The 25,708-nt window shown below is 41.8% G+C and carries 24 protein-coding genes; 16 read left to right on the forward strand and 8 right to left on the reverse strand.

The window, feature by feature from the left end:
• On the reverse strand, window positions 1-657 hold the full coding sequence (locus ACQ93I_RS03055; RefSeq protein ID WP_431697085.1) for a CBS domain-containing protein: 657 nt from the start codon (window positions 655-657) through the stop codon (window positions 1-3).
• Window positions 658-745: 88 nt separating this feature from the next.
• Here ACQ93I_RS03055 and ACQ93I_RS03060 point away from each other — a divergent pair, with 88 nt between their 5' ends.
• From ACQ93I_RS03060 to ACQ93I_RS03110, 11 genes are all read left to right on the forward strand, one after another.
• The gene (locus tag ACQ93I_RS03060; protein ID WP_431697086.1) at window positions 746-1,462 is read left to right on the forward strand and encodes a pyridoxine 5'-phosphate synthase; all 717 of its coding nucleotides are present in this window, start codon (window positions 746-748) and stop codon (window positions 1,460-1,462) included.
• Window positions 1,462-2,229, forward strand: a complete 768-nt coding sequence (locus tag ACQ93I_RS03065) for an alpha/beta fold hydrolase (RefSeq protein WP_431697087.1) — start codon at window positions 1,462-1,464, stop codon at window positions 2,227-2,229. The genes ACQ93I_RS03060 and ACQ93I_RS03065 overlap by 1 nt, the downstream gene beginning before the upstream one ends.
• 105 nt (window positions 2,230-2,334) lie before the next feature.
• Entirely contained in the window at window positions 2,335-3,582 is a 1,248-nt protein-coding gene (locus ACQ93I_RS03070) for an OmpP1/FadL family transporter (protein ID WP_431697088.1), read from the forward strand.
• 14 nt (window positions 3,583-3,596) lie between these two features.
• The gene (locus tag ACQ93I_RS03075) at window positions 3,597-5,147 is read left to right on the forward strand and encodes a G-D-S-L family lipolytic protein (protein WP_431697089.1); all 1,551 of its coding nucleotides are present in this window, start codon (window positions 3,597-3,599) and stop codon (window positions 5,145-5,147) included.
• 88 nt (window positions 5,148-5,235) lie between these two features.
• On the forward strand, window positions 5,236-5,577 hold the full coding sequence (locus ACQ93I_RS03080) for a phage holin family protein (protein WP_265164732.1): 342 nt from the start codon (window positions 5,236-5,238) through the stop codon (window positions 5,575-5,577).
• 85 nt (window positions 5,578-5,662) lie between these two features.
• Entirely contained in the window at window positions 5,663-6,976 is a 1,314-nt protein-coding gene (gene tig, locus ACQ93I_RS03085) for a trigger factor (RefSeq protein ID WP_431697090.1), read from the forward strand.
• 126 nt (window positions 6,977-7,102) lie between these two features.
• Window positions 7,103-7,780: an ATP-dependent Clp endopeptidase proteolytic subunit ClpP gene (clpP, locus tag ACQ93I_RS03090; RefSeq protein ID WP_266068447.1), complete on the forward strand. Its 678-nt coding sequence runs from the start codon at window positions 7,103-7,105 to the stop codon at window positions 7,778-7,780.
• Window positions 7,781-7,828: 48 nt separating this feature from the next.
• Window positions 7,829-9,061 carry an ATP-dependent Clp protease ATP-binding subunit ClpX gene (gene clpX, locus ACQ93I_RS03095; protein WP_431697091.1) on the forward strand — a complete coding sequence of 411 codons (1,233 nt, stop codon included), beginning with the start codon at window positions 7,829-7,831 and terminating at the stop codon, window positions 9,059-9,061.
• Between the two features lie 157 nt (window positions 9,062-9,218).
• On the forward strand, window positions 9,219-9,659 hold the full coding sequence (locus tag ACQ93I_RS03100) for a VOC family protein (RefSeq protein WP_431697092.1): 441 nt from the start codon (window positions 9,219-9,221) through the stop codon (window positions 9,657-9,659).
• 1 nt (window position 9,660) lies between these two features.
• Window positions 9,661-10,113, forward strand: a complete 453-nt coding sequence (locus ACQ93I_RS03105) for an SRPBCC domain-containing protein (RefSeq protein ID WP_431697093.1) — start codon at window positions 9,661-9,663, stop codon at window positions 10,111-10,113.
• A 25-nt stretch (window positions 10,114-10,138) separates the two neighbouring features.
• Entirely contained in the window at window positions 10,139-10,711 is a 573-nt protein-coding gene (locus ACQ93I_RS03110; protein ID WP_431697094.1) for a DinB family protein, read from the forward strand.
• A 429-nt stretch (window positions 10,712-11,140) separates the two neighbouring features.
• Here the strand turns inward: ACQ93I_RS03110 and groL are convergent, their stop codons facing one another.
• The 7 genes from groL to miaB all read right to left on the reverse strand — a co-directional run bounded on the left by groL (window position 11,141) and on the right by miaB (window position 17,867).
• Entirely contained in the window at window positions 11,141-12,778 is a 1,638-nt protein-coding gene (gene groL / locus ACQ93I_RS03115; RefSeq protein WP_431697095.1) for a chaperonin GroEL, read from the reverse strand.
• A gap of 105 nt (window positions 12,779-12,883) precedes the next feature.
• Window positions 12,884-13,159 carry a co-chaperone GroES gene (locus ACQ93I_RS03120; RefSeq protein WP_029038864.1) on the reverse strand — a complete coding sequence of 92 codons (276 nt, stop codon included), beginning with the start codon at window positions 13,157-13,159 and terminating at the stop codon, window positions 12,884-12,886.
• A 143-nt stretch (window positions 13,160-13,302) separates the two neighbouring features.
• Window positions 13,303-13,641 carry a preprotein translocase subunit SecG gene (gene secG / locus ACQ93I_RS03125; protein ID WP_431697096.1) on the reverse strand — a complete coding sequence of 113 codons (339 nt, stop codon included), beginning with the start codon at window positions 13,639-13,641 and terminating at the stop codon, window positions 13,303-13,305.
• A 5-nt stretch (window positions 13,642-13,646) separates the two neighbouring features.
• Complete coding sequence (locus ACQ93I_RS03130; protein WP_431697097.1) at window positions 13,647-14,501, reverse strand: hypothetical protein; 855 nt, start codon at window positions 14,499-14,501, stop codon at window positions 13,647-13,649.
• Window positions 14,501-15,007, reverse strand: coding sequence for an LptE family protein (locus tag ACQ93I_RS03135; protein ID WP_266068456.1), 507 nt, complete (start codon window positions 15,005-15,007; stop codon window positions 14,501-14,503). The genes ACQ93I_RS03130 and ACQ93I_RS03135 overlap by 1 nt, the downstream gene beginning before the upstream one ends.
• Before the next feature lie 28 nt (window positions 15,008-15,035).
• On the reverse strand, window positions 15,036-16,292 hold the full coding sequence (locus ACQ93I_RS03140; RefSeq protein WP_431697098.1) for a sigma-54 interaction domain-containing protein: 1,257 nt from the start codon (window positions 16,290-16,292) through the stop codon (window positions 15,036-15,038).
• Window positions 16,293-16,421: 129 nt separating this feature from the next.
• The gene (miaB, locus tag ACQ93I_RS03145) at window positions 16,422-17,867 is read right to left on the reverse strand and encodes a tRNA (N6-isopentenyl adenosine(37)-C2)-methylthiotransferase MiaB (protein ID WP_431697099.1); all 1,446 of its coding nucleotides are present in this window, start codon (window positions 17,865-17,867) and stop codon (window positions 16,422-16,424) included.
• A 373-nt stretch (window positions 17,868-18,240) separates the two neighbouring features.
• Between miaB and topA the strand changes: the two genes are divergently transcribed.
• The 5 genes from topA to gldM all read left to right on the forward strand — a co-directional run bounded on the left by topA (window position 18,241) and on the right by gldM (window position 25,703).
• Window positions 18,241-20,784: a type I DNA topoisomerase gene (topA, locus tag ACQ93I_RS03150; protein ID WP_431697100.1), complete on the forward strand. Its 2,544-nt coding sequence runs from the start codon at window positions 18,241-18,243 to the stop codon at window positions 20,782-20,784.
• A gap of 3 nt (window positions 20,785-20,787) precedes the next feature.
• A complete protein-coding gene (locus tag ACQ93I_RS03155; protein WP_431697101.1) occupies window positions 20,788-21,939 on the forward strand; it encodes a formimidoylglutamase in 1,152 nt (383 codons plus the stop codon).
• A gap of 113 nt (window positions 21,940-22,052) precedes the next feature.
• Window positions 22,053-23,408 (forward strand): gliding motility lipoprotein GldK, encoded by a 1,356-nt coding sequence (gldK, locus tag ACQ93I_RS03160; protein ID WP_431697102.1) that lies wholly within the window; start codon window positions 22,053-22,055, stop codon window positions 23,406-23,408.
• 53 nt (window positions 23,409-23,461) lie between these two features.
• Window positions 23,462-24,106: a gliding motility protein GldL gene (gldL, locus tag ACQ93I_RS03165; RefSeq protein WP_431697103.1), complete on the forward strand. Its 645-nt coding sequence runs from the start codon at window positions 23,462-23,464 to the stop codon at window positions 24,104-24,106.
• A 52-nt stretch (window positions 24,107-24,158) separates the two neighbouring features.
• Window positions 24,159-25,703 carry a gliding motility protein GldM gene (gldM, locus tag ACQ93I_RS03170; protein WP_431697104.1) on the forward strand — a complete coding sequence of 515 codons (1,545 nt, stop codon included), beginning with the start codon at window positions 24,159-24,161 and terminating at the stop codon, window positions 25,701-25,703.
• The last annotated feature ends 5 nt before the right edge of the window (window positions 25,704-25,708 follow it).

Here is a 25,708-nt window from a genome sequence, read left to right on the forward strand (position 1 = left end):
CTAGATATTTAGATATTTATCCAGATAACGCGAACGATCCTGCAGGTTTGAAGAAAAAGAATCTTCGGGGTGTTGAGAAATTACCTCATAGCCATATCTTCTAAAGGTTTGAAAAATGGCATTTAAAGGGATGCTTCCGGTTTTAAGTGTAATTTGAGTGCGGTCATTTTCTGTACCCGATACAAATGCTCCTAAAACATGGGTGCCATTTGATTCTACAATTTGACATATTTCACTGAAAGAATAGTCTTTAATACCTTTTTCAACCACTATAATGCTACCGGGATTGTTCAGAAAAGGAGATTCTGTGAATAAATTCATGACGTCCTGAAGTTCGAGATATCCCAAAAACTGGTTGTTTTCATTTAAAACAGGCATTAAGTTGGCGTCATTTTTTGAAAAATTGTGCAACACATCTATCCAGTTGTCTGTATCTCTAACAAAAAATCCTTCCAGGGCATATTGAAAATCTTCGACTGGTTGGTGTGGTTCAAAGATCCTGGCGTCGGCTACGGGAATGCTGCCCATATAGATATCTCCCTGCAATACGGGTAAATGAGAGTAGGAGGATACATCAAAAATTTTCAGCACCTCAGATATTGGGGTGTGAAACTGCGGAATTTTAATTTCATTAAGAATATATGGCTGAATGTTCATTACCCGGGGCTTTTTCTGCAAATTAATCAAAATAAAGTATTTCTTTGCTTATTCAACTTTGTATTTTTGTTGAAAACAGGTGCCAAAAATGACAAAATTAAGCGTTAATATAAATAAGATTGCAACTCTTCGAAACAGTCGGGGAGGAGATGTTCCTAACCTTGTGCAGGTGGCAAAAGATGTCCAGCGGTTTGGAGGGCAGGGAATCACCGTACATCCACGGCCCGATGAGCGCCATATAAGATACCAGGACGTGTTTGATCTTAAGCCGGTGGTTTCTACGGAATTTAATATTGAAGGAAATCCCGTTCAGAAGTTTATGGATCTTGTGCTAAAAGTGAAGCCCGAGCAGGTTACACTTGTTCCCGATGCCGAAGAAGCCATAACTTCAAATGCAGGTTGGGATACGATAAAACATCGTGATTATTTAAAGGAGATCATTTCAGAATTTAAAAGTAAAGGCATTCGCACGTCCATTTTTGTAGACCCCGACCCAGAGATGGTGAAAGGTGCTGTAGAAACCGGAACCGATCGCATTGAACTTTACACTGAAGAATATGCACGGCAGTTCGCCAAAGGCAATAAAGACGGGGTGAAGCCCTATAGATTGTGTGCCGAAACTGCCATAGATCTCGGCCTGGGAATAAATGCAGGGCATGATCTTTCTCTGAGTAATATTGAATATTTTCAGAAGAATGTTCCGGGGCTGCTGGAGGTGTCTATAGGCCACGCTTTAATAGCCGAGTCTCTGTACCAGGGAATGGAGTATGTTATTAATCAATATTTAAGTTTGTTAAGAAGCTAATGAAACTACATTCTACAATTCTGGGAGAGGGGCAGCCCATATTAATCCTTCACGGATTTTTGGGCATGAGCGATAACTGGAAGACCCTTGGGAATGAATTTTCGGAGGCAGGTTTCCAGGTTCATCTTATTGATCAAAGAAACCACGGTCGTAGCCCACACAGTGAGGTTTTTAATTATACCGAATTGGCTAAAGATGTCAAAGAATACATTGAGAACTACAGCCTCAAAAATGTCATTTTAATAGGACATTCTATGGGGGGGAAATCGGCCATGACTGCTGCGGCGCTTTTTCCGCACCTCATTGGTAAACTGATAGTGGTAGATATAGCTCCAAAATATTATGCTCCTCACCATCAGCAGATCCTGGAGGGATTAAAAGCTGTAGACGATGCCACACTCAACTCCAGGGGAGATGCAGATGAGGTACTTGCCAAACACGTTTCCGAAAAAGCCGTAAGAATGTTTTTGCTTAAAAACCTTTACTGGAAGCAAAAAGAAAGACTTGGCTTAAGGCTTAATCTGGAAGTTCTTACAAAAGAGATCGAAGAACTGGGGCAAAGCCTGCCCAACGATTATACTTTTACAAAACCCACCTTGTTTATTAAAGGGGAGAGATCAAATTATATAACTTCAGAAGACGAGAGGCTCATAAAAAAGCATTTTCCCAATGCTGCGCTCTCGGTAATTTCTCGCGCAGGCCACTGGGTGCACGCTGAGAATAAGAAAGAATTTTATGAGCAGGTCATGAAATTTCTCTCAAAATAGCAGGTAATTTATTATGCACGCGTAATAAATTGAGGTTTTTCTTGCCTTATATGCAATTTATGCTATTTTTGAGCATTGATCCTTTATTAATCTACACACATTATTATGAGAAAAGTATTATTGTCAATGGTATTTGCGCTTGCAGGTGCTATAACTTATGCCGGAGGTTACCGTGTTGGGGTGCAGGGGCAGCGAGCGCTGGCCATGGGACACACGGGAGTTGCCGTTGTTAACAGTGCCGAGTTGGGATTTTTTAATCCTGCGGGACTGGTTTATCTTGAAAACCGACTAACTGTTTCTGCAGGGGTAAGTGCGGTTTTTTCTGAAGTTGCATGGCAAAACGAAGAATGGGGAGAGAGTGCCCGTACAGATAACCCTGCCGGAACACCGTTTTACTTCAATGCTTCTTATAAACTGAATGAAAACCTCGCGGTAGGCCTAAGTATCTATACTCCTTATGGAAGTACCGTGAAATGGGAAGAAGATTGGGCAGGCTCTCACCTTGTAAACGATATTGAGCTGCAGGCAATTTACATCCAGCCGCTTATTTCTTATAAAGTTGCTGATTTCTTAAGCGTTGGGGGAGGTCCAATTTTTGTTACCGGTTCAGTAAACTTTAACCGAAATCTTAGTAGAACTCTTACCGATATTGATGGTAACAGGGCAAACGTTACTGTTGATGCTTCGGGAGTTAACGAATGGGGATGGTCTGCAGGAGCGCTTTTTACAGCTACCGAAGACTTCAGAATAGGAATCAACTACCGTTCAGAGATCATCATGAATGCTGAAGATGGGGATGCCGATTTTGAAAATATTCCCAATACGCCTTTAGCACCTTTCAGCGATACTACTTTTGATGCACAATTGCCATTGCCAGCAGAGCTTACAGTGGGATTGTCTTATCAACTGAACGAGAAATGGTTGCTTGCTTTCGATTATAACAGGACTTTCTGGGGTGTTTATGAAGCTCTGGATATCGAATTTGCAAATGGTGTGGTTTCTGAAAACGCCCGTAATTATGAAGATGCCAACACATGGAGGTTTGGTGCTCAATATGAAGCGACAGATAAGTTGACCCTGCGTGCAGGTTACTACCTTGATGAATCTCCCGTGCAGGAAGGTTATTTTGCTCCCGAAACTCCGCGTAATGATTCCATGGGTTTCACAGCAGGTCTTTCACTTGATGTTACTTCAAGACTGGCTATAGATGCTTCTTTCGCCTATGTGAGATTTGATGAGGTTGATGCTTCGTATGATTATTATGTTGATGAAAACAACCAAACAGTACCTTTTGGAGGCACATATAAATCTGTGGCTTTTATTCCAGGTATTGGTGTAACCTATAAATTGTAAAAAAGAAACTGAATATGAGAAATTATATAAAATACATCGGAATCCTGGCACTGGGAATGGTTGCATGTGAACCTGAATTTGACAATCCCGTAGACGAGCAGGATGCGTACAGTAATGGAGAAGCCGATTTCTCCAACTACGTGGCTTTAGGAAATTCCCTTACTGCCGGATATGCAGATAACGCACTCTATATCACCGGACAGGAAAATTCTTATCCAAACATCCTGGCACAGCAGTTCGCAAAGGTGCAGGAAACCCAGGAATTCAGAATTCCTTACATGGCCGATAATGCAGGTGGTTTACTGGCAGGAGACCAGCAAATTACCAGTAACAGGCTTGTGCTTGAGACTCTTTTTAATGAAAATGGGGAGCCTGTACAAACACCTAAAGTTTATACCGGAATGGCTCCAACAACAAATGTTTTAAACAAGTTAACAGGGCCTTTTAATAATATGGGAGTTCCCGGAGCCAGAAGTTACCATTTACTGGCACCTGGTTATGGAAATCCTGAAGGGCTAATGGCCGATCCTGCAACTGCAAATCCATACTTTGTGCGTTTTGCTTCTTCTCCTGAAGCTTCTGTTCTTGAAGATGCTGTGGCTCAACAGCCTAGTTTCTTCAGCTTATGGATTGGGAACAATGATGTTTTGGGATACGCAACCACAGGTGGGTTAAATGAAGCGAGTATCACAGACCCGGCGATGTTCACCGGGGTATATACGCAACTTGTAAGCGGTTTAGTTCAATCTGGAGCAGAAGAAGGGGTTTTAATCAATATTCCCGATGTAACCGATGTTCCGTTTTTCACTACTATTCCTAATAATGCTTTAGTGCTTAGTGCTGAACAAGCTGCTAATCTAACCGGATTTTTCAAGGCGGTGGCCGGAATTTTCACTCAGGTTCTAATGCAACAGCAAGTACCTCAGGAGCAGGCAGCGCAAATTGCATCTCAATATGCGCTTACTTTTAGTGAGGGGCCAAATAGATTTGTTATTGATGTTCCCGAAACTCAAACTAATCCTCTTGGGTTTAGACAAATGACCGAAGAAGAATTATTACTTTTCACTATAGATCGTACTGCTATTCCAACACAGGGATATGGTTCTGCTGCAGTTAGTCCTCAGGTAATGCAGGTTCTTGGTATCCTTCAGCAGGGAGGTCAACCTACACCAGAACAAGCTCAGTTGGTTTTAGAGGCTGTAAACGGTATTGATGATAAAGATGCTCTTGATACTCAGGAAATCCAGAATATTAGAAATGCTACAGCTAAGTACAACGAAACTATTCTTAATCTTGCCCAGGCTAATGGATTGGCGCATGTTGATGCTGCCGCTTTACTTAACAAGGTAGCAACTACCGGAATTTCTTTTGATGCAGGTACTGTAACGTCAACCTTTGGTAGTGGTGGTGCTTTTTCTCTTGATGGGATCCACCTTACGCCACGCGGATACGCTTTAGTAGCTAACAAAATTATCGAAGAGATCAACAAAACCTATAATTCTGAAGTTCCAACAGTGAACGTTGGAAATTACGGAACGGTAACTCCGAGTAATGAGGTGAATTAATTTCACTTTCTTTAAAATTTATTAAAACGTCGGGCTGGTCCCGGCGTTTTTCGTTCAAAGTAGTATCTTAGTGTTAAATTCAAATACTATGACCTTTCTTTTAAGAATCCTCCTCACCGCTGTAGTAGTGGTTTTTCTTGCAAATTTTCTTCCAGGAGTAACTGTAACGGGATATGTTACCGCCATAGTTGTTGCGCTGGTATTGGCCTTACTCAATCTTATTGTAAAACCAGTCCTGGTGTTGTTGACGCTCCCCGTGACCATTCTCACCCTGGGTCTTTTTCTCATAGTGATCAACGCTATTATTATTCTATTAGTAGATGCTTTTGTGAGTGGATTCCAGGTGAGTGGTTTCTGGATTGCAGTGCTGTTTAGTATCCTGCTGTCAATAATTCAATCCATCTTTTTCTCAATTGCCGAAAGGAAATAAAGCCTTCTGAATTTCAGCTTTTTGAAACTTTGCTTGCTCTTAAAAAAGTTGTACTTTTGCAAACCAATTTTTATAAGCGCTTATAATGAATATAACGAGAGAGAACATTGACGAACTTAATGCAGTCCTCAAGGTTGATATAGCCAAAGAAGACTATAGCGGCAAAGTTGAAAAAGTCCTGAAAGATTACCGTAAAAATGCGAATATTCCTGGCTTCCGTAAAGGACATGTGCCTATGGGAATGGTGAAGAAGCAATACGGGAAGGCAGTTTTGGTAGATGAGGTAAACAAGCTGCTTCAGGATGCCCTTAACAAATATCTCACTGAAGAAAAACTGGATGTTCTTGGAAATCCGCTTCCAAAGGAGCAGGAAAATTTCGACTGGGATAGCGATAACTATACCTTCGAATTTGAACTTGGCCTTTCTCCACAGTTTGAGGTGAGCCTTGACAACGAGAAGCCAATTACTCATTATAACATTGTTGCCGGTGACGAGATGATCGACAACCAGGTAAAAACCCTTCAGAAGCAATATGGAAAACTTGTTTCTAAAGAATCTGCCGAAGAAGGAGATCAGCTTTCCGGTACCTTTAAAAATGAGGCTGAAGGAATAGAGAACAAAACTACCTTACCGCTTGAAAAGGTCAAAAATAAGGAGCCTTTCCTTGGTGCAAAAGCAGGTGATACTGTAAAAGTGAGCACTAAAGGCCTTTTTGAAGATGACCATCAATTGATGGATTTCCTTGAGGTTGAGCATGACAAAGCGCATGGGCTTGATGTTGAGGTGGGATTCCACGTAGAGGAAGTAAACACTCAGGAGCTTGCAGATTTAGATCAGGAGTTGTTTGATAAGCTCTTTGGTGAAGGGGAAGTAACTTCGGTAACCGGGCTTAAAGAAAAGATCAAAGAAGATGCGGCCAAGCAATTTGAGCAGCAGGGCGATCAACAATTGCTGAATGATGTTACTGAAATGCTGATTGAAAACACTCAGTTTGATCTTCCGAAGGAATTTCTTCAGAAGTGGATCCAGACTGCAGGAGAAAAAGAACTTTCAGCTGAAGAGGCTCGTGAAGAGTACGAAAAAAGCGAAAAAGGATTAAGATTCCAGTTGATTGAAGGTAAATTGATCCAGGATAATAATCTTGAAGTTAAGTTTGAAGACCTTAAAGCTTTCGCTAAAGAAAGGATCAAAGAACAAATGGCGCAGTTTGGCCAGATGAACCCTGAAGAAAAGGAGCTTGACGATATCGCCGCCCGAATCCTTTCCCGTCAGGATGAAGTAAAACGTCTTTCTGAGCAGTTAATGAACCAAAAACTACTTGCCCTTTACAAGGAAAAAGTGAACCTTGAAGAGAAAGAAGTGACATACGAAGAATTTGTTAAAGAAGTTTACGAATAGAACTTTTCTTAATTAATACTTATATCTTTAAGGGCGTTAGACCAAGTGCGGTATAACGCCTTTTTTGGCAACTAAGAGAGAGGTGTTAACCTCTTTGTTTAACCCCAACAAAACGACATAAATTCAATGGATTACGGAAAAGAATTTGAGAAATACGCCACCCAGCATCACGGGATTAACAGTAACTATTACAATAAAATAATAAGCAGTATGTACCCGCAGGGTATGACGCCAAACATTATTGAAGAGAGACAGATGAACATTGCTATTTTTGATGTGTTCTCCCGTTTAATGATGGATCGTATTATTTTTCTTGGCACAGGTATTAGCGACCAGGTTGCCAATATTATTCAGGCACAATTGCTGTTCCTGGAGAGTACAGACTCTTCAAAAGACATTCAGATCTATATCAATTCCCCGGGAGGTAGTGTTTATGCCGGCCTTGGAATTTATGATACCATGCAATTCATTAAGCCCGATGTAGCTACAATTTGTACAGGTATGGCGGCCTCTATGGGAGCTGTGCTTTTATGTGCAGGTGAAAAAGGAAAAAGAAGTGGTTTACCGCATTCTCGCGTTATGATTCACCAGCCTCTTGGTGGAGCGCAGGGGCAGGCCAGTGATATCGAGATCACTGCACGTGAGATTTTAATCCTTAAAAAGGAGCTTTACGATATCATTGCCAAGCATTCCGGTCAAACCTATGAGAAGATCCATGAAGATAGTGATCGCGATTACTGGATGAAAGCAGATAAGGCTTTAGAATATGGAATGATTGATGAGATTCTAACAAGGGATAAATAATCTCATAAAAGAATACTGAAGACCTTTAATGGTTAGAAGAAAAAATTTATGGCAAAAGAAGAACTAGAATGTTCCTTCTGCGGAAGGAAAAAACCTGAAACCAACCTGCTTATCGCCGGGCTTGACGCTCATATTTGCGACCGGTGTATTGAGCAGGCCCATGGGATCGTTATAGAAGAATCAAAGCAAGACAGCTCGGGTGAGCTTTCATCTGAACTAAAACTAAGAAAACCCAAGGCGATAAAGGGTTTTTTGGATCAATACGTAATTGGGCAGGAACACACTAAAAAAGTGCTTTCTGTGGCCGTTTACAACCACTACAAAAGGTTGTTGCAGCCGGCCAATAATGACGATATCGAGATCCAGAAGAGTAATATCATCATGGTAGGGGAAACCGGTACAGGTAAAACCCTTATGGCAAAGACCATTGCCAAGATGCTTAACGTGCCGCTGGCCATTGTAGATGCAACCGTATTGACCGAGGCCGGTTACGTGGGAGAAGATGTAGAAAGCATCCTTACCCGTTTACTGCAGGCAGCCGATTATAATCTTGAAAAAGCACAGCACGGTATCGTGTTTATTGATGAGATAGACAAGATTGCCCGTAAAAGTGACAACCCTTCAATTACCCGCGATGTTTCGGGAGAAGGAGTGCAGCAGGCTTTGCTAAAGCTTTTGGAAGGAACTACAGTGAACGTACCGCCAAAAGGTGGCCGTAAACACCCCGATCAAAAGTTTATCGAGGTAGATACCGAAAATATCCTCTTCGTTACAGGAGGAGCTTTTGATGGTATTGAGAAGAACATCAGCAAGCGCCTTAACATGCAGGCAGTCGGTTTTAGTGCATCAAAGAATGATGAGGCTATAGAGCGTGAGAACCTGTTAAAGTACATTATCCCTAAAGATCTTAAAGATTTTGGTTTGATCCCAGAGATCATTGGGCGTCTTCCGGTGCTTACGCACATGAATCCGTTAGATCGGGAAACCCTTAGATCGATACTTACGCAGCCTAAAAATGCCATTATCAAGCAGTATCAAAAACTGTTTGAGATGGATGATATCGAGTTTAGTATTACCGATGAGGCCCTCGATTTTGTAGTCGAAAAAGCCATCGAATACAAACTTGGTGCCCGTGGATTGCGTTCCCTATGTGAAGCCATTCTTACCGATGCCATGTTTGAAATGCCCGAAGGTAATTCGAACCAACTGGTGGTTGATAAAGAATATGCCGAAGAGAAACTCGACAAATCGGGTATTAAAAGGCTTAAAGCTGTTTCATAGCAAAAAAAAATGGACATAAAGTTAGAAGCCACGCGTACTGCGTGGCTTTTTTTGTTTAGATGATTTCTTGGTGCTCCTAATTTTGGAAAATTTTAATATAACAATTGAAATATTCCAGTAAATTAGTTAGAACGTAATGTTTTGTAAATCAGCTAAAATGGAAAAATTAAACCCCTACTTAACTTTTCCGGGTAATTGCGAAGAGGCCTTTAACTTCTATAAATCAGTGTTTGGAGGTGAATTCTCTTACATAGGAAGGTTTCGCGACATCCCTTCAGAAGAAGGTTTGTCTATCCCCGAAGATAGAATGAATAAAATTATGCACATCGTCCTGCCCCTGGGCGAAAAATGTACGCTTATGGGCAGCGACTGTGATGATGGCTGGTGCCCCGAAGTAGAAGTGGGCAACAACGTATCACTCTCCATTAACACCGAAAGCAGGGAAAAAGCCGATCAGCTTTTTGAAAACCTTTGTAGAGAAGGCAAAATCACCATGCAAATCGGTGATGTTTTCTGGGGAAGTTACTACGGAATGTGTACAGATAAATTCGGCGTAACCTGGATCATTAATTATTCCAAGCCTGAAGGCAATACGTAAAATGGAAGCTCTCGAAATTAAGACCAGCATTCAGATCGCCCGATCTCAACGCTGGGTTTTTGATGCGATCGTGGAGCCCGAAAAAATGTCTTCTTACTTTACTTCTCACGCCTCCGGAAGGATGGAAGAGGGGCAGACTGTGCTCTGGACTTTCAGCGAGGCGCCAGATAGTTTTCCTGTCAGGGTAATCAAGGTAAAGCCTCCCGAAAATGTCATTTTTGAGTGGGATGGAGCCGAAGGTTGTAAAACTATGGTAGAAATTGTGCTTGAGAAAATCTCTGATAAACAAACCCTGGTGAAGATCACTGAAGGAAAGATGGAAGCCAATGAATTTGGTATTAAATGGTATGGTGAGAATTCGGGAGGTTGGATGAATTTCCTGGATTGCCTGAAGGCTTATACCGAATACGGGATCAACCTTCGCAAAGGTGCTTTTGATTATATGAAAAAGTGAGATCAGGTTCTTTAATTCTAAAGGAATGAAAACAACATCTTCCTATTTAATAAGTGATCTCATGCAGCGTACAGAAGCAAATTTAAGATTGGTTCTGGAGCTACAAAAGTTTTCTGAAAATGATCTTAAACACAGGCCTTCTGCGGGAGCCTGGAGTGCCCTGGAATGTATTGAACATCTCAATTTCTACGGAAATTATTATGTTCCTGAAATCGAGAAACAGATTGATGCTTCTCTATATCCTGCAACCGAATTCTTTAAAAGTGGACTTTTAGGAAACTATTTCGCAAAGAGTATGTTACCGACAGAAGGGTCAAAGAAAATGAAAACCCTTAAAAGCTCCAATCCTTTGGGGAAGCAGCTTGACAAGAAAGAGGTGATGGATAAATTCATAGAACATCAGCAAAAATTACTTCAGCTTCTCAAGAAGGCTAAAAAAGTGAACCTTTCCCGCACCAAAACTGGAATAAGTATCTCAAACCTCATAAAATTACGTTTGGGAGATACTTTTAGAGTGGTTATCTACCATAATCAAAGGCATCTGCTTCAGGCGCAGAAGGCGTTAGATACTATTGATAGAACTTCAGTAAATATTTAAAATAATAGGTATCCAAAATGCCATTTTTGACACCTCTCTTTCAGGAATTATGGTCTTAAAGATGTGAATTGTCAGGCAAACAGTCTTCTTCAGAAGAGTTTGTTTCAGTAGAAATTAATGGAGGTGTTTATTGGAGGTTATTTCAGGAGAAACTTCAAAAAGATGTTCTGAAAATGCCATTTTTGACACCTGACCTTCAGAAGTTTTGTGCTCAAAGAAGGAGAGTTAACAGTCGTTTATTCTTCTTCAGAAGAAAACTATTTCCGAAGAAAGTAATCTTTCCGAAGTAAAAAAAAGAGCTTTCAAAATGTCATTTTTGAAAGTCTATGTCACCTAAGGTTGAAAATAAAAAACCCGCTTCAGCAATGAAGCGGGTTTTCCTATAGTCGAGTGAGTCTAACTTCTCACTTCTAAAATCTAAGTTCCAGATTACATCATTCCTGGCATACCGCCGCCCATTCCTTGTGGCATTCCGCCTCCGGCGTTGTCCTCTTTGATATCAACCAAAGAACACTCGGTAGTAAGGATCATTCCGGCAACCGAAGCAGCGTTTTCAAGAGCTACTCTTGTTACTTTCTTAGGATCGATAATTCCGGCTTTCATCATGTCAACATAAGTGTCAGATTTTGCATCGTAACCGTAGTTGTCTTTTCCTTCAAGTACTTTGTTGATCACTACAGAGCCTTCGCCACCTGCGTTTTCAACAATTGTTCTAAGAGGAGCTTCGATAGCACGACTTACAATTTGAATTCCTGTAGCTTCATCGGCATTGTAAGACTCAAGGTTTGCAAGTACAGCTTTAGCGCGTACAAGGGCCACACCACCACCGGCAACAATACCTTCTTCTACAGCCGCACGGGTTGCGTGAAGGGCATCGTCTACACGATCTTTCTTCTCTTTCATTTCAACTTCTGAAGCTGCACCTACGTAAAGTACGGCAACACCTCCGGCTAGTTTAGCCAAACGCTCCTGAAGTTTTTCTTTGTCATAATCTGAAGTAGTGGTTTCCATCTGAGCCTTGATCTGGTTCACACGGTCTTTGATAGCCTGGTTGTCACCGGCACCGTTCACTACAGTTGTGTTATCTTTATCGATAGCTACTTTTTCAGCAGTACCAAGCATATCAAGTGTTGCGTTCTCAAGAGTGAATCCTCTTTCTTCAGAGATCACGGTACCACCTGTAAGAATTGCGATATCTTCAAGCATTGCTTTTCTTCGGTCTCCGAATCCTGGAGCTTTAACAGCAGCAATTTTTAAAGAACCTCTTAGTTTGTTCACTACAAGAGTTGCAAGGGCTTCGCCGTCTACGTCTTCAGCAATGATCAAAAGGGGCTTCCCAGATTGAGCAACTGGCTCAAGTACAGGAAGCAGGTCTTTCATTGAAGAGATCTTCTTGTCATATATAAGGATGTATGGATCTTCAAGATCGGCAGTCATTTTCTCGCTGTTGGTAACGAAGTAAGGAGAAAGGTATCCGCGGTCAAACTGCATTCCTTCAACAACGTCAACATAAGTTTCGGTTCCTTTTGCTTCTTCAACAGTGATCACACCTTCTTTTCCAACTTTTCCGAAGGCCTGGGCGATAAGTTCACCAATCTGGTCATCGTTGTTGGCAGAGATTGAAGCTACCTGCTTGATCTTTTCTGAAGAATCACCTACCTGCTGGGTTTGCTCTTTAAGGTTGGCAGTCAAAGCTTCAACAGCCTTGTCAATTCCGCGTTTAAGATCCATTGGGTTTGCACCGGCTGCAACGTTCTTAAGACCTTCTTTTACGATAGCCTGTGCAAGTACAGTTGCTGTGGTAGTACCGTCACCGGCGATATCATTGGTTTTGGAAGCTACTTCCTTAACCATTTGAGCTCCCATGTTCTCCAGAGCATCTTCAAGTTCAATTTCTTTTGCCACGGTCACCCCGTCTTTTGTCACTACAGGAGCTCCAAAAGATTTGTTGATGATCACGTTACGGCCTTTAGGCCCTAAAGTTACTTTTACAGCATTTGCCAATGCATCCACTCCGCGCTTAATACCGTCGCGGGCTTCAATATCAAATTTTATTTCTTTTGCCATTTTATTTAATTTTTTTCTTCCCCTGATCGGGAATTAGTTAGTTGATTCTAAAAAATAGTTGAGGTGAAGAACCGCCAGAAAATAATGCGGTTATTACTTCAGGTTTTATACTATAGCAAGAATATCATCCTCTCTCATGATAAGGTAATCTTTACCTTCCAGTTTGAGTTCGGTACCTGCGTATTTACCATAAAGTACACTGTCACCAACCTTCACGGTCATGTCGTGGTCTTTTTTACCGCCACCTACGGCTACTACGGTACCTTTTTGTGGTTTCTCCTTTGCGGTTTCGGGAATGTAAATACCTGATGCAGTCTGAGTTTCGGCTGCGGCAGGCTCAACAAGTACTCTGTCTGAAAGAGGTTTAATGTTTAGTGCCATTTTTCAAATGTATTTTAGTTAATGAATTCTTTAATTGAATTGCCTTAAGGACGAAAATTGTGCCACTTGAAAAATGCTGACAAAAGCCAAAAAAAAATGCCAGCTTGTCATAAGCTGGCATTTTTATATATGTCTTAAGTTTTCTAGTTCTGCTCTGCAGGGGTAGTCACGGGAGCTTCAACAGGTGCAGGAATGTTAGTCTCTACTTCAGGTTCTCCACCCATGATCTTAGATTCTCCTACTCCGTTGCCATCCATGATAGTTACATTAGAAAGCAGGATAAGCACAAGAAGAAGGGTTGCAAGTGTCCAGGTACTTTTATCCAAAAAATCTGATGTTTTTTGAACTCCACCAATCTGGTTTGCGCCACCGCCAAAAGCCGAAGATAACCCGCCGCCTTTAGGGTTTTGAACCATGATTACTACTACCAGCAAGAACGCTACTATAATGATTAGCGTTAAAAAGATTGTAAATGTGCTCATTATGCTTAACTATTATTTTCCTGTAATTTTTCGATTGCCCGAATTTGGTCTGCAAAGAAACCACTTTTTTCCGGATTTTTCAAAATTAAAATTTTATAAGCCTGGATGGCTTTTTTATAGTTTTTCTGTTCGAGGTAAACCCGCGCTAAAGTCTCTGTCATAAGGGCTTCGGGCGCTGTAAGACTGTCTTCGGCGAGGTTGGCTTTTTTTGCCGTTTTTGAAGGGGTAATCCTCGGATTTTTGGAAATGAATTCCTCAATAAGTTCAAACTTCCGGGACTTTTCTTCCTGTTCTTCCGAAGATAATTCTTCTCTTTCTACAGGTTTTGCTGAAGCCAGTTTTAACCATTCTGAAAAGGAGTGGTTTTCACTGCGGTTAAAGGAAAGCGGTTTGCCTGTTTCCAGAGTATCTTCTTCTTGTTCTTCTGAAGGCTGAGCTGTTTCTTCTCTTTTTTGGAACAAACCCGGATCAAATACGCGGGCAGATTCCTGAGATTTCATTTTCAGAGCCTTGTCAAAAGTCAGGTTTTCATCCTCTTTTTCAACTTTTGTCGCTGCTTTGTCTTCAAGTTGCTTTTGTTGCTGCTCCTGCTTCTTGATAGATTCGGCAATTTCATTTTGATTGAATTCCCTTGAAGTAATGAAGTCAAACAGCATCCCTCTGTCTGTAGTGTGAGCGGCTGTCACCTTAAGCTCCTTGTTGTAGTGCAGGCTGTTCGCGTTTTTTAATCCTTTAAGACGCACGGCACGGGCCGCCTGGAAGTAAGGATATTTCCGCAAAATCTCGTGCAGCGCTTTTGTCTGCTCAAAGGAAATGGCAGCAGGGTCTTTAAGGATCGATATTACTTCATCCTGTTTCATTACCAGTTTGCCAAAGTAGCATTAAAAATATCCTGAGTGATGCGGGTAAAGATCTCTTCAAGGGCTGTAGCAAGCACCGGCCCAATAAGTTGTGCACTGGCAGGATAGTCATAATAGAACGAGAAACGCCTGTCTAAAATATCTTTTTCGGGGTCTAGGGTGTTGTAAAACCTAAGATTGACCACAATGGTGAGACGGTTTTGTGCGGCAGTACTTTGGGCTGTGGCACTCATGGGGGCGACATAATAATCTATGATCTCCCCTTCATAAACCAGGTCTCCATTCTCATTGGTAAGGCTCAAATTCGTCTGACTCTGAATAAGATCCTGAAGCTGAAGCGTGAATGTACGGTCAATACCCGGCTCCACAATTGCTGCGGCGTTCTGAAAGTAATTAACCTGAAAGGTTTGCGCATTCCCCACATCGGCTCCTGAAAATGAATAGATGCCACAGGATGACAGGCTGAAGGAAAGCATTAAAAGAAGCAACAACTGTATTTTTTTCATAAAATATGGGGTGTCAAAAATGGCATTTTTAGAGGTCGTATTGTTTGATCTTTCTGTACAGGGTGCGTTCACTTATTCCCAGTTCTTCGGCGGCTGCCTTTCGTTTTCCGTTGTGGCGCTCCAAAGATTTCTTGATGAGTTCCAGCTCCTTATCCTGAAGGGAAAGCGTCTCTTCTTCCTCAATTTCTTCAGCAAAGTAATATTTATCCTGTTTATCTGAAGGATTTTGCTGCGGAATTTGAAGTACTTCGAGTTCCTCGTCGGTTATTTCTTCGGGGATAACATCTTCTTCGTCATTATTTCCGTAGATCTTATTGATCAGGCTTTCGTTTTCCTCTTTCACATTCTTATGGCCGTCATTTTCCATAAGCTCTAACGTGAGCTTTTTGAGGTCATTAAGATCGCTTTTCATGTCAAAAAGCACTTTGTAGAGAATTTCCCGCTCATTGCTAAAGTCGCTTTCTTTCTTCTTTTCCTCGATCACAGCCGGTAGGTTGCTGCCGTATCCGGGAAGATATTCTTTTAATTTTTGGGAGTCTATACTTCTTTCCTGTTCTAAAACTGAAATTTGCTCGGCGAGGTTTCTTAGCTGCCTCACGTTTCCATTCCACGAATACTTTTGCAACAGGCTAATGGCATCGTCTTCAAGCCGAATGGTGGGCATTTTGTACTTCAAAGCAAAATCGGCTGCAAATTTTCTGAAGAGCAGGTGGATGTCTTCTTTGCGTTCGCGCAATGGTGGCAGGTAGATCTCAACGGTACTTAACCTGTAGTAAAGGTCTTCCCTGAATTTTTCTTTTTTAATAGCATCGGCCATGTTGAGGTTGGTGGCAGCGACAATACGTACATTGGTCTTTTGCACTTTTGAAGAACCTACCTTGATGAATTCGCCATTTTCTAAAACCCGTAATAAACGCACCTGAGTTGTGAGCGGAAGTTCTCCTACTTCATCCAGAAAAATAGTTCCGCCGTCGGCCACTTCAAAATATCCGCTTCGCGTTTGAGTGGCGCCTGTAAAAGCCCCTTTTTCGTGCCCAAAGAGTTCACTGTCAATAGTGCCTTCTGGGATGGCACCGCAGTTTACAGCAATATATTTACCGTGTTTGCGGTGGGAGAGTGCATGGATGATCTTGGGAATACTTTCTTTTCCCACTCCGCTTTCCCCGGTGACCAGTACAGAAATATCTGTTGGTGCCACCTGCATGGCTTTTTCTACTGCCCTGTTTAATTTCTGGTCGTTTCCTAAAATGCCGAAACGCTGTTTTATTGCCTGAATACTTTCCATGCCCCCTAGCCCCCAATGGGGGTATTTGTTTGTTTAATTGAACCTGATTCTGGTATGCTCTTCATTTCAATTAGTTTAAAAAAAGAAATCTTTAAGACCTCTCCTACACCCCCTTCGGGGGCAGGGGGCTTAATTATTCTCGCTATACCCAACCGCTTCTCCTATTAAAGTGGCGCTGGTACAGTCGTTGATCTTCACGTTTACAAAATCTCCAATCTTATATTGCTCTTTTGGAAAAACTGCTACAGTGTTTTGGGTAGTTCGGCCACTCCAGTGAGCATCAGATTTCTTGGATTCTTTTTCGATCAACACCTCTACCGTCTTGCCAACAAACTGTCGGGTTCTAAAGTGGCTGTGTTGTTGTTGCAGGTTTACAATTTCTGTAAGTCTTCTTTTCTTAACTTCTTCAGGAACATCGTCTTCTAACTTTCGGGCGGCCATGGTTCCGGGTCTTTCAGAATAAGCGAACATGAATCCGAAGTCATATTTCACATATTCCATAAGGGATAGTGTATCCTGGTGATCTTCTTCGGTTTCTGTAGGGAATCCTGTGATCATATCCTGTGAGATAGCACAATCGGGCATTAGTTTCCTGATGTTGTCAATCAACTCAAAATATTCTTCGCGGGTGTGCAGCCTGTTCATGGCTTTAAGGATCCTGTCGCTACCGCTTTGAACCGGCAGGTGAATATATTTACAAATATTCGGGTATTTTGCCATGGCTTCAATCACATCAAGCGTCATATCCTGCGGATTTGAAGTAGAGAACCTTACTCTCATTTTTGGATGTGCTTCGGCTACCATTCTCAAAAGGGCAGCGAAATTGGTAGCGGTGGCCTTTTGCATTTCCGAAGCATTTTTAAAGTCCTTTTTGAGTCCGCCGCCATACCATAAATAGCTGTCAACGTTCTGTCCCAAAAGTGTGATTTCTTTAAAGCCTTTTTGTGCCAGTTCATTCACCTCTTCCATTATACTCTGTGGGTCACGGCTACGCTCTCTTCCGCGGGTAAAAGGTACCACACAAAACGTACACATATTATCACAGCCACGGGTAATGGAAACAAAGGCCGAAACGCCGTTGCTTTGCAAACGCACGGGAGAAATATCTCCGTAAGTTTCGTCTTTTGAGAGGATCACATTTACGGCGTTGCGACCTTCTTCCACTTCGTTAATGAGGTTTGGCAGGTCTTTGTAGGCATCGGGCCCCACCACAAGATCAACAATCTTTTCTTCTTCCAGGAACTGGGCTTTTAAGCGTTCGGCCATACAGCCAAGTACGCCCACCTTCATCCCCGGGTTGATTTTTTTTACAGCATTATATTTTTCCAGTCGCTTTCGTACTGTTTGTTCTGCTTTATCTCTAATTGAGCAGGTGTTGATAAGAACCAGATCGGCTTCCTCGAGACTTTGAGTGGTATCAAAGCCTTCTTTAGCAAGAATTGATGCTACGATCTCACTGTCGCTAAAGTTCATTTGGCAGCCGTAGCTCTCAATCATCAGCTTTTTCCCGTTACCCGTTTTGGGCTCCATTACCAATGTATTTCCCTGCTGCTTTTCGTCTATAATCTTCTCCATAATTCAAAAAAATGCCATGAGGCAATTGAACGGGCAAAGATACAGTTTTAGTTGGTATGTGACAAAGTGACAGGAGGAAAATCTGGAAGGCTTCTTCGGAAGAAGTAGAGGCAAAAGATACAGTTAAATACTGAAGCTTCAAAAATGGCATTTTTGAAAGGTATTTTTCCGCGTTCCTATGATCTCTATATAATATGACTGAAGTTTAAATTTCTTCTTGGTAATATTCAGAATAAATTCCAGCGGAAGGTGGGTTGTGCATTTTAAGTTAATTGCCAAATTGTTATTTTAGGGTAGGTTTGAACGATAAAAATTTCCGGTTTGCAGTCATATTTAAAAATTCCCATACTTTTGCAAAACAAAAAAAGATACTATGGCAAAGAATTTAGTGATTGTAGAGTCCCCCGCAAAGGCTAAAACCATCGAGAAATTTCTTGGAAAAGATTACACTGTTGCCTCGAGTTTTGGTCATATTGCCGACTTGCCTTCCAAAGAGTTGGGTGTGGATACCGAGGGTGATTTTACTCCTAAATATATAGTATCTAAAGACAAGAAGGATGTTGTTAAGAAACTAAAGAGCTTAGCAAAGAGTGCAGAAATGGTATGGCTGGCGAGTGATGAGGACCGGGAGGGAGAAGCTATTGCATGGCACCTGGCCGAAGAGCTGGATCTTGATAAGGCCAAAACCAAAAGGATCGTTTTTCACGAGATCACAAAATCGGCTATTCTAAAAGCGATTGAAAACCCAAGAGGCATCAATTATAACCTTGTAAATGCCCAGCAGGCGCGCAGGGTTCTTGACAGGCTTGTGGGTTACGAGCTTTCGCCGGTGCTTTGGAGAAAAGTAAAAGGAGGTCTTTCAGCAGGAAGGGTGCAAAGTGTTTCGGTGAGGTTGATTGTAGAGAGAGAGCGGGAAATTCAGGGGTTTATTCCTGAAGCTTCTTTTAGAATAGATGCCGAATTCACCAACGAAGATGGCAAATCTTTTAAAGCCAAGCTTCCCAAGAACTTTGACACCAAGGCTGAAGCCGAGCAGTTTCTTTCAGACAACCTGGGAGCTAATTTTAAGGTAGCAGATCTTACTACCAAACCTGCTAAAAAATCACCTGCACCACCATTTACAACGTCAACACTTCAGCAGGAAGCTGCCCGTAAATTATATTTTTCCGTAAGTAAGACCATGACCATGGCGCAGCGTCTCTATGAGGCGGGGCATATTACTTATATGAGAACCGATAGCGTGAATCTTTCGGATGATGCAAGAAAAGGTGCTAAAAAAGAGATTTTAGACGCCTATGGTGAAAAGTACAGTAAAACACGCCAGTTTAAAGGAAAGACCAAAGGGGCGCAGGAAGCTCACGAAGCAATAAGGCCTACAAATTTTGCAGCACATAGCGTACAGGCCGATCGCGATGAACAGCGCCTGTATGAATTGATCTGGAAACGTGCCATAGCATCCCAAATGAGTGAAGCCGAACTGGAGAGAACCAATGTGAAAATTGAAGCCGATAAGCACGATAAGCAGTTCACTGCCAATGGAGAGGTTTTAAAATTTGATGGGTTCCTGAAAGTTTATCTTGAAGGTCGCGACGAAGAGGATGAAGAATTGCAAGAACAGGAAGGAATGCTGCCTGCGCTAAGGGTAAACGAAAATTTAAAAAACAACTATATCACAGCCACCGAAAGGTTTACACGGCCGCCTTACCGCTATACTGAAGCTTCATTGGTGAAGAAACTGGAAGAGTTAGGGATTGGAAGACCGTCTACGTATGCACCTACAATTTCTACCATTCAAAATCGGAATTATATCGAAAAAGGATCGGTTGACGGGGTAGAGCGTGATTATGTGCAATTTACTTTAAAGGCTGAAAAAATAAACGAAAAGAAGCTTACAGAAACTGTAGGTAGTGATAAAGGAAAACTGGTGCCAACCGATGTTGGAATGGTAGTGAACGATTTTCTTGTCACTCATTTTTCAAGCATCCTGGATTACAATTTCACCGCCAAGGTAGAGCAGGATTTTGATGATATTGCTGAAGGAAATGAGGAGTGGACCAAGATGATGAAAGACTTCTACAGTGATTTTCATCCTAATGTGCTTGACGTTGCCCAAAATGCCGAAAGGGAAGTGGGCGAAAGAATATTAGGGGAAGATCCTGTTACAGGAAAGCCGGTAAGCGTGCGACTCGGTAAATTTGGGCCTATGGTACAAATGGGTTCTGTTGAAGATGAGGAGAAACCAAAATTTGCCAGTCTTTCACCAGATCAAACCCTTGATTCTGTCACTTTTGAAGAGGCGATGGAATTGTTTAAACTTCCGAAGGAACTTGGAGAATATGAAGGAGAAAAAGTGGAGGTAAATAACGGTCGCTTTGGACCTTATGTGCGATATGGGAAAAAATTCGTCTCTCTTGAAAAAGGTGAAGATCCTATTGAGGTAACCATGGAGCGGGCGCTGGAATTGATCAAGGAAAAAGAAAAGGCCGATGCGCCTATCTATGAATATAAAGACCTGCCTGTGCAAAAAGGGGTGGGGCGTTTTGGACCTTTCCTTAAGTGGAACGATATGTTCATCAACGTGAATAAAAAGTACGATTTTGATAATCTTTCCGCAGAAGATATAGAGGAACTTATTGAAGATAAGATCAGAAAAGAGCGTGAGAAGGTGATTCACAATTGGGAAGATGAAGGAATAAAGGTAGAAAAGGCAAGATGGGGTCGTTCTAATATTGTGAAAGGAAAGACTAAAATTGAGCTGCCCAAGACTGTAGATGCAACAAAATTAACGCTGGAAGAGGTAAAGGGTATACTGGAGAAAAAAGCTCCTAAAAAGAAAACTGCTAAAAAGTCTACCGGCACTAAAAAGACTGCAGCTAAGAAAACCACCAGTAAAAAAACTGTCTCCAAAAAGAAGTAATTTATGGAATTCGATTTTCTTACGCCGGTGAAGGAGGAGCTCGTAACTGCGGGTAACAGTTTGGGGGCATCTATGCGGATTCATCTTGAAAACAAAGCTTTTCCTGATCTTGATGGCATTAAAATTGCCTTTTTTGGAGTCTTGGAAGATCGTTTGGATGAAGATCCCACCGGAGAGCCGTTTGATTTTGATAATGTTAGAAGAGAGTTTTACAATCTATACGCGGGCAACTGGAATCTGCCAATGGCCGATTTAGGGGATGTTCAAAAAGGGGATTCTGAAGAAGATACTTTTTTTGCAGTCCAATCTGTGGTGAACTACTGTCTTAAAAATGGCATTATTCCGGTGTTTCTTGGAGGAAGCGAAGATCTCCTGTATGCCCAGTACCGGGCTTATGACGGGGTGGAGCAGATGGTGAACCTGGTGAACATCGATTCCAGGTTTGACCTTGGAGATGCCGATAAACCAATAAGTAACCATTCTTATGTAGGGAAGATGGTAGTGACTAAACCTTACAATCTCTTCAATTATTCTAATCTGGGTTATCAAACTTATCTCAATTCGCAGGACGAGATTGAGTTGATGGAGCGGTTGTTCTTTGATGCAATAAGATTGGGAGAAGTGTCGGCTGATATCACTGCAATTGAGCCAGTGATGCGAGACGCCAATTTGGTGGGGCTTGATCTGGGTGCGATTAGTGCAGGTGCGCTTGGCAACTACAGACTTAGATCTTCTAACGGTTTTGACGGGAAAGAAATTTGTGCTTTGGCGCGATATGCAGGTATTAGTGATAAAGTGTCTTCATTTGGAATATTTGAATATACCTCCCAGCTTAATTTTCCTGCTTCAAACATGTTAGTGGCTCAAATACTGTGGTATTTTATTGAGGGGGTGAATTTTAGAAAAAATGAAAATACTATTTCCTCTAAAAAGGAGTTTATAAGATACCAGGTTCCAATTGACGATGAAATTCTGGTTTTTTATAAGAGTCCGGTAAGCGGTCGCTGGTGGATAGAAATTCCATTTATTTCACCTGCAAATAATAAACTTAAGAGGCATACGTTATTACCTTGCACGCAAGGAGATTACCTCGACGCCTGTAATCAAGTCATCCCCGAGAGGTGGTATAAGACAAAAAGAAAAAACGAAATTTAATATGATATAGACATTTATGACTTCTGCATTTTAACTAAATAAATTGTTTATTAGAAAATAAATAAATAGGTTTACTGCCTTGGAGCTATTATGTCCTAACTTTGAGAGATATTATGAGGAAATTTTTTTCGCTTATTGCTGTAATTTCTGTTTTGGCCTCGTGTGGTCGCAGTGATCAAGGGCAATTGGTTGGTGCACAGGGAAAGAAATGGCATCCCGAAAAACCGTTGGGGATGACTTTAATTCCTGGTGGTGCCTTCATCATGGGTAAAAGTGATGATGATATTGCCGGATTGAACAATGCTCCGCCAAAAACTGTTACAGTTCGTTCTTTTTATATGGATGAAACCGAAATTACCAATGCGGAATACCGCCAGTTTGTGAACTGGGTAAAAGATTCGGTAACCAGAATGAAACTTGCCATTTTTGCCGAAGAGATTGGTGAAACCCCCGGGACAGGAGGAATTGGTGAATTTGCCTTTGCGGATAGCGATGAGGCCGATATGACTCCCTATGAACAGTACATGTACAATAACTACTACAGTCTTGGGGACTATGAAGGCAGAAAGATCAATAAGGATGTAGATATTATTTGGGATACCAGAGACTACCCCGATGAGTACTATGCTGAGGTGATGGATACCCTTTATATTCCTATTGAAGAAGCATACAATGGCCAGCGTTCTTTTGATGTGAACCATCTTAAGTTTCGCTACACCTGGATGGACGTAAGTTCGGCGGCAAGAGCAGAACCGGGTAAGCGTGCCGATTTTATTGAAACTGAAGAAATTCAGATCTATCCAGATACTACTGTTTGGATCAAAGATTTTAACTATTCCTATAATGAGCCCATGCACAACGACTATTTTTGGCATGATGCTTATAGCGATTATCCAGTGGTGGGGGTTTCCTGGAAACAGGCACGTGCTTTTGCACAATGGAGAACCCTGTATCACAACACATACAGGAAATCAAAAGGAGAGCACAATGTAAACTCTTATCGTTTACCTACAGAAGCTGAATGGGAATATGCAGCCCGGGGTGGCCTTGAGTCTGCTACTTATCCATGGGGTGGACCATATACCAAGAACGACCGCGGTTGTTTTATGGCTAACTTTAAACCATTAAGAGGAGATTACGCAGCCGATCAGGCTTTGTACACCGTAGAGGCTAAATCTTATGAGCCTAACGATTACGGATTGTATAATATGGCTGGTAATGTCGCCGAGTGGGTTTTCTCATCGTATGATCCTGCATCTTATGAATATTCTTCATCTATGAACCCGTCAGTTAATGATGAGTCTAACATGAAGAAAGTGGTCCGTGGAGGATCATGGAAAGATGTAGCTTATTTTCTTCAGGTAAGTTCACGCGATTATGAATATGCAGATTCTGCCCGTAGTTACATCGGCTTTAGAACGGTACAGGACTATTTGGGGACAGATCTTACCCTGAATCAAACAAGATAAAAATCCCTATTTCACAAATAACCTATTAAAAAAGAACTAAATTTTTATTTATCATGGCACAATCAAAGTCGAGTAAGAAATTAATGAATATGGTGTATGGTCTGGGTGCTTCTGTAGTTATCCTGGGGGCACTATTTAAAATCATGCACTGGCCTTTTGGTAACTTAATGCTTATCATTGGTCTTATTGTAGAAGCAATTGTTTTTGCTGTGTCTGCATTTGAACCGGTAGATGACGAAGTAGACTGGTCTCTTGTTTATCCCGAACTCGCTGGTGGTACACCGGCAACCCGCGGTAACCAGGCGCTGGTGAGCAATGAAGAAACTGAAGGGATGTTATCTAAAAAACTTGACAATATTTTACGTGAGGCTAAGATCGATGCCAATTTGATGAGCAGCCTTGGGGACAGTATTAGAAACTTTGAAGGTGCCGCAAAAAATATTACTCCTACAGTAGATGCTATGGCTTCTCAAAAGAAGTACAGCGAGGAAATGAGCCTGGCTGCAAATCAACTGGAGTCATTGAACAGTATTTATAAAGTACAGGTAGAGTCTGCTTCACGCCAGGCAGAAGTGAATGATGCAGTAGCCGAGAACGCTGATAGGTTAAATAAGCAAATGGAGTCTTTGGCTACCAACCTTTCTTCTCTAAACAATGTTTACGGAGGAATGCTTTCTGCTATGCACGTTAAGGCTTAATAGGAAGCTTTTTGCCCTAAAAAAATTTAAAAGAACAAACTAAAATTAGAGAATGGCGTCTGGAAAACAAACCCCAAGACAGAAGATGATTAACCTGATGTATCTGGTTTTCATCGCAATGATGGCTCTAAATATGTCCAAAGAAGTACTTACTGCCTTTGGAATGATTAACGAAAGTTTAGCCGAATCAAATGCCTCTGTTACTGAAAGAAATGCCGCTGCAATTGCAGGATTGGCAACAAAAGCTCAAGAGCAGCCGGCAAAGTATGTTCCGTTGCAGGAAAAGGCGGAGCAAATTCATACCTTAACTACTAACTTTACTACTTACATTGATAATCTAAAGGAAAAAGCGCTTGCAGATATTGAAGGTGATGAGCGTGAAGATTACGAGGCAATGGATCAGTCTGCACAACTTGATGAATATCTTTTCTCAAGCGGGCAGCCAAGTGAAGCAGGAAAGGAATTTCTTGCCGAAATCGAAAAATACCGTGAAGGTGTTGCGAATGTATTAGGAGAAGATTTTTCTCAAATAGCATCTGAGGTTAGAAGAGAATTTAGCACAGAACCTGTTGTAGATGGTGAAGGTGTGAAACGCCCATGGTTATCTTATAACTTTGAAGGGTTTCCGCTAATAGCATCTATTACGAAGCTTACACAAATGCAGGGAGATGCGAAGTCGGCAGAGAACGATGCGCTTTCAGCTATGCTTTCGGGCCAGCTTCAAAGCGATGTTTCTTTGACCAACTATGAAGCAATTGTAATTCCCGACAAGACTGCCTTCTTTAGTGGGGAGCAATTCTCCGGGAAAGTGGTTTTAGGAAGAGTAGATCCTTCTTTGCGTTTTGAGAATGTTGTAATCAACGGTAACAAAGTGGCTTCTACACAGGCCGGGCAGGTGCAGCTTAAATTCCCAGCCGGGAATGTGGGTGAGCAAAAAATTACCGGGCAACTTCAGTTTAAAGAAGGAGATTCTATTGTAGAAATCCCTGTGACCAGCTCATATAGCGTTATTCCAAAACCTAATTCCGCAGTAATTTCTGCCGATAAGATGAACGTGGTTTATCGTGGGGTTGCAAACCCAATGACCATCTCTATACCAGGAGTGGGTAACGTATCGGCAAATGCACCGGGACTAAGATCTGCAGGTGGAGCCGGAAATTACATTATGGATGTTACTACGCTCCAGGCTCGTGAAGTGACCATCAATGTAAGTGGTGAACTTCCGGGAGGAGAAAAAGTAAGCGACAGCAAAACATTTAGAGTACGCGATATACCAAGACCTGTTGGAACTGTAAGAGGGGAAGATGGAACGGTAAGAATGCAGCGTCAAAACCTTGAAATTTCAACCATTGGAGCAGCTCTGCCCGATTTTGAATTTGATGTTGATCTAAGAGTAACCGGATTCAAATTCCGTGTACCGGGTCAGCCAACTATTCAGGTGAGAGGACAAAAGCTTGACCAGAGTGCTATTGGAGCGCTAAGAAGAGCAGGCAGAGGCGAGACTATCCAGATCTTTGATGTGGAAGCTCAACTAGCCGGAAGCTCAGGTTATAAGCTAAAGCAGGTATCTCCGGTACTGGTTGAATTAACAAATTAAATCAT

The sequence above is a fragment of the Salinimicrobium sp. WS361 genome, from assembly GCF_050750585.1.
Classification (GTDB): Bacteria; Bacteroidota; Bacteroidia; order Flavobacteriales; family Flavobacteriaceae; genus Salinimicrobium.

What these genes read in the sequence shown, in the direction of transcription:
- ACQ93I_RS03105 (WP_431697093.1), top strand. Translation starts at nt 9,661, where the DNA reads ATGGAAGCTCTCGAAATTAAGACCAGCATTCAGATCGCCCGATCTCAA.
- ACQ93I_RS03075 (WP_431697089.1), top strand. Translation starts at nt 3,597, where the DNA reads ATGAGAAATTATATAAAATACATCGGAATCCTGGCACTGGGAATGGTT.
- ACQ93I_RS03140 (WP_431697098.1), bottom strand. Translation starts at nt 16,292, where the DNA reads ATGGAAAGTATTCAGGCAATAAAACAGCGTTTCGGCATTTTAGGAAAC.
- ACQ93I_RS03060 (WP_431697086.1), top strand. Translation starts at nt 746, where the DNA reads ATGACAAAATTAAGCGTTAATATAAATAAGATTGCAACTCTTCGAAAC.
- ACQ93I_RS03070 (WP_431697088.1), top strand. Translation starts at nt 2,335, where the DNA reads ATGAGAAAAGTATTATTGTCAATGGTATTTGCGCTTGCAGGTGCTATA.
- ACQ93I_RS03130 (WP_431697097.1), bottom strand. Translation starts at nt 14,501, where the DNA reads ATGAAACAGGATGAAGTAATATCGATCCTTAAAGACCCTGCTGCCATT.
- ACQ93I_RS03120 (WP_029038864.1), bottom strand. Translation starts at nt 13,159, where the DNA reads ATGGCACTAAACATTAAACCTCTTTCAGACAGAGTACTTGTTGAGCCT.
- ACQ93I_RS03055 (WP_431697085.1), bottom strand. Translation starts at nt 657, where the DNA reads ATGAACATTCAGCCATATATTCTTAATGAAATTAAAATTCCGCAGTTT.
- secG (WP_431697096.1), bottom strand. Translation starts at nt 13,641, where the DNA reads ATGAGCACATTTACAATCTTTTTAACGCTAATCATTATAGTAGCGTTC.
- clpX (WP_431697091.1), top strand. Translation starts at nt 7,829, where the DNA reads ATGGCAAAAGAAGAACTAGAATGTTCCTTCTGCGGAAGGAAAAAACCT.
- gldK (WP_431697102.1), top strand. Translation starts at nt 22,053, where the DNA reads ATGAGGAAATTTTTTTCGCTTATTGCTGTAATTTCTGTTTTGGCCTCG.
- ACQ93I_RS03155 (WP_431697101.1), top strand. Translation starts at nt 20,788, where the DNA reads ATGGAATTCGATTTTCTTACGCCGGTGAAGGAGGAGCTCGTAACTGCG.
- gldM (WP_431697104.1), top strand. Translation starts at nt 24,159, where the DNA reads ATGGCGTCTGGAAAACAAACCCCAAGACAGAAGATGATTAACCTGATG.
- ACQ93I_RS03110 (WP_431697094.1), top strand. Translation starts at nt 10,139, where the DNA reads ATGAAAACAACATCTTCCTATTTAATAAGTGATCTCATGCAGCGTACA.
- ACQ93I_RS03080 (WP_265164732.1), top strand. Translation starts at nt 5,236, where the DNA reads ATGACCTTTCTTTTAAGAATCCTCCTCACCGCTGTAGTAGTGGTTTTT.
- gldL (WP_431697103.1), top strand. Translation starts at nt 23,462, where the DNA reads ATGGCACAATCAAAGTCGAGTAAGAAATTAATGAATATGGTGTATGGT.
- groL (WP_431697095.1), bottom strand. Translation starts at nt 12,778, where the DNA reads ATGGCAAAAGAAATAAAATTTGATATTGAAGCCCGCGACGGTATTAAG.
- tig (WP_431697090.1), top strand. Translation starts at nt 5,663, where the DNA reads ATGAATATAACGAGAGAGAACATTGACGAACTTAATGCAGTCCTCAAG.
- miaB (WP_431697099.1), bottom strand. Translation starts at nt 17,867, where the DNA reads ATGGAGAAGATTATAGACGAAAAGCAGCAGGGAAATACATTGGTAATG.
- clpP (WP_266068447.1), top strand. Translation starts at nt 7,103, where the DNA reads ATGGATTACGGAAAAGAATTTGAGAAATACGCCACCCAGCATCACGGG.
- ACQ93I_RS03100 (WP_431697092.1), top strand. Translation starts at nt 9,219, where the DNA reads ATGGAAAAATTAAACCCCTACTTAACTTTTCCGGGTAATTGCGAAGAG.
- ACQ93I_RS03065 (WP_431697087.1), top strand. Translation starts at nt 1,462, where the DNA reads ATGAAACTACATTCTACAATTCTGGGAGAGGGGCAGCCCATATTAATC.
- ACQ93I_RS03135 (WP_266068456.1), bottom strand. Translation starts at nt 15,007, where the DNA reads ATGAAAAAAATACAGTTGTTGCTTCTTTTAATGCTTTCCTTCAGCCTG.
- topA (WP_431697100.1), top strand. Translation starts at nt 18,241, where the DNA reads ATGGCAAAGAATTTAGTGATTGTAGAGTCCCCCGCAAAGGCTAAAACC.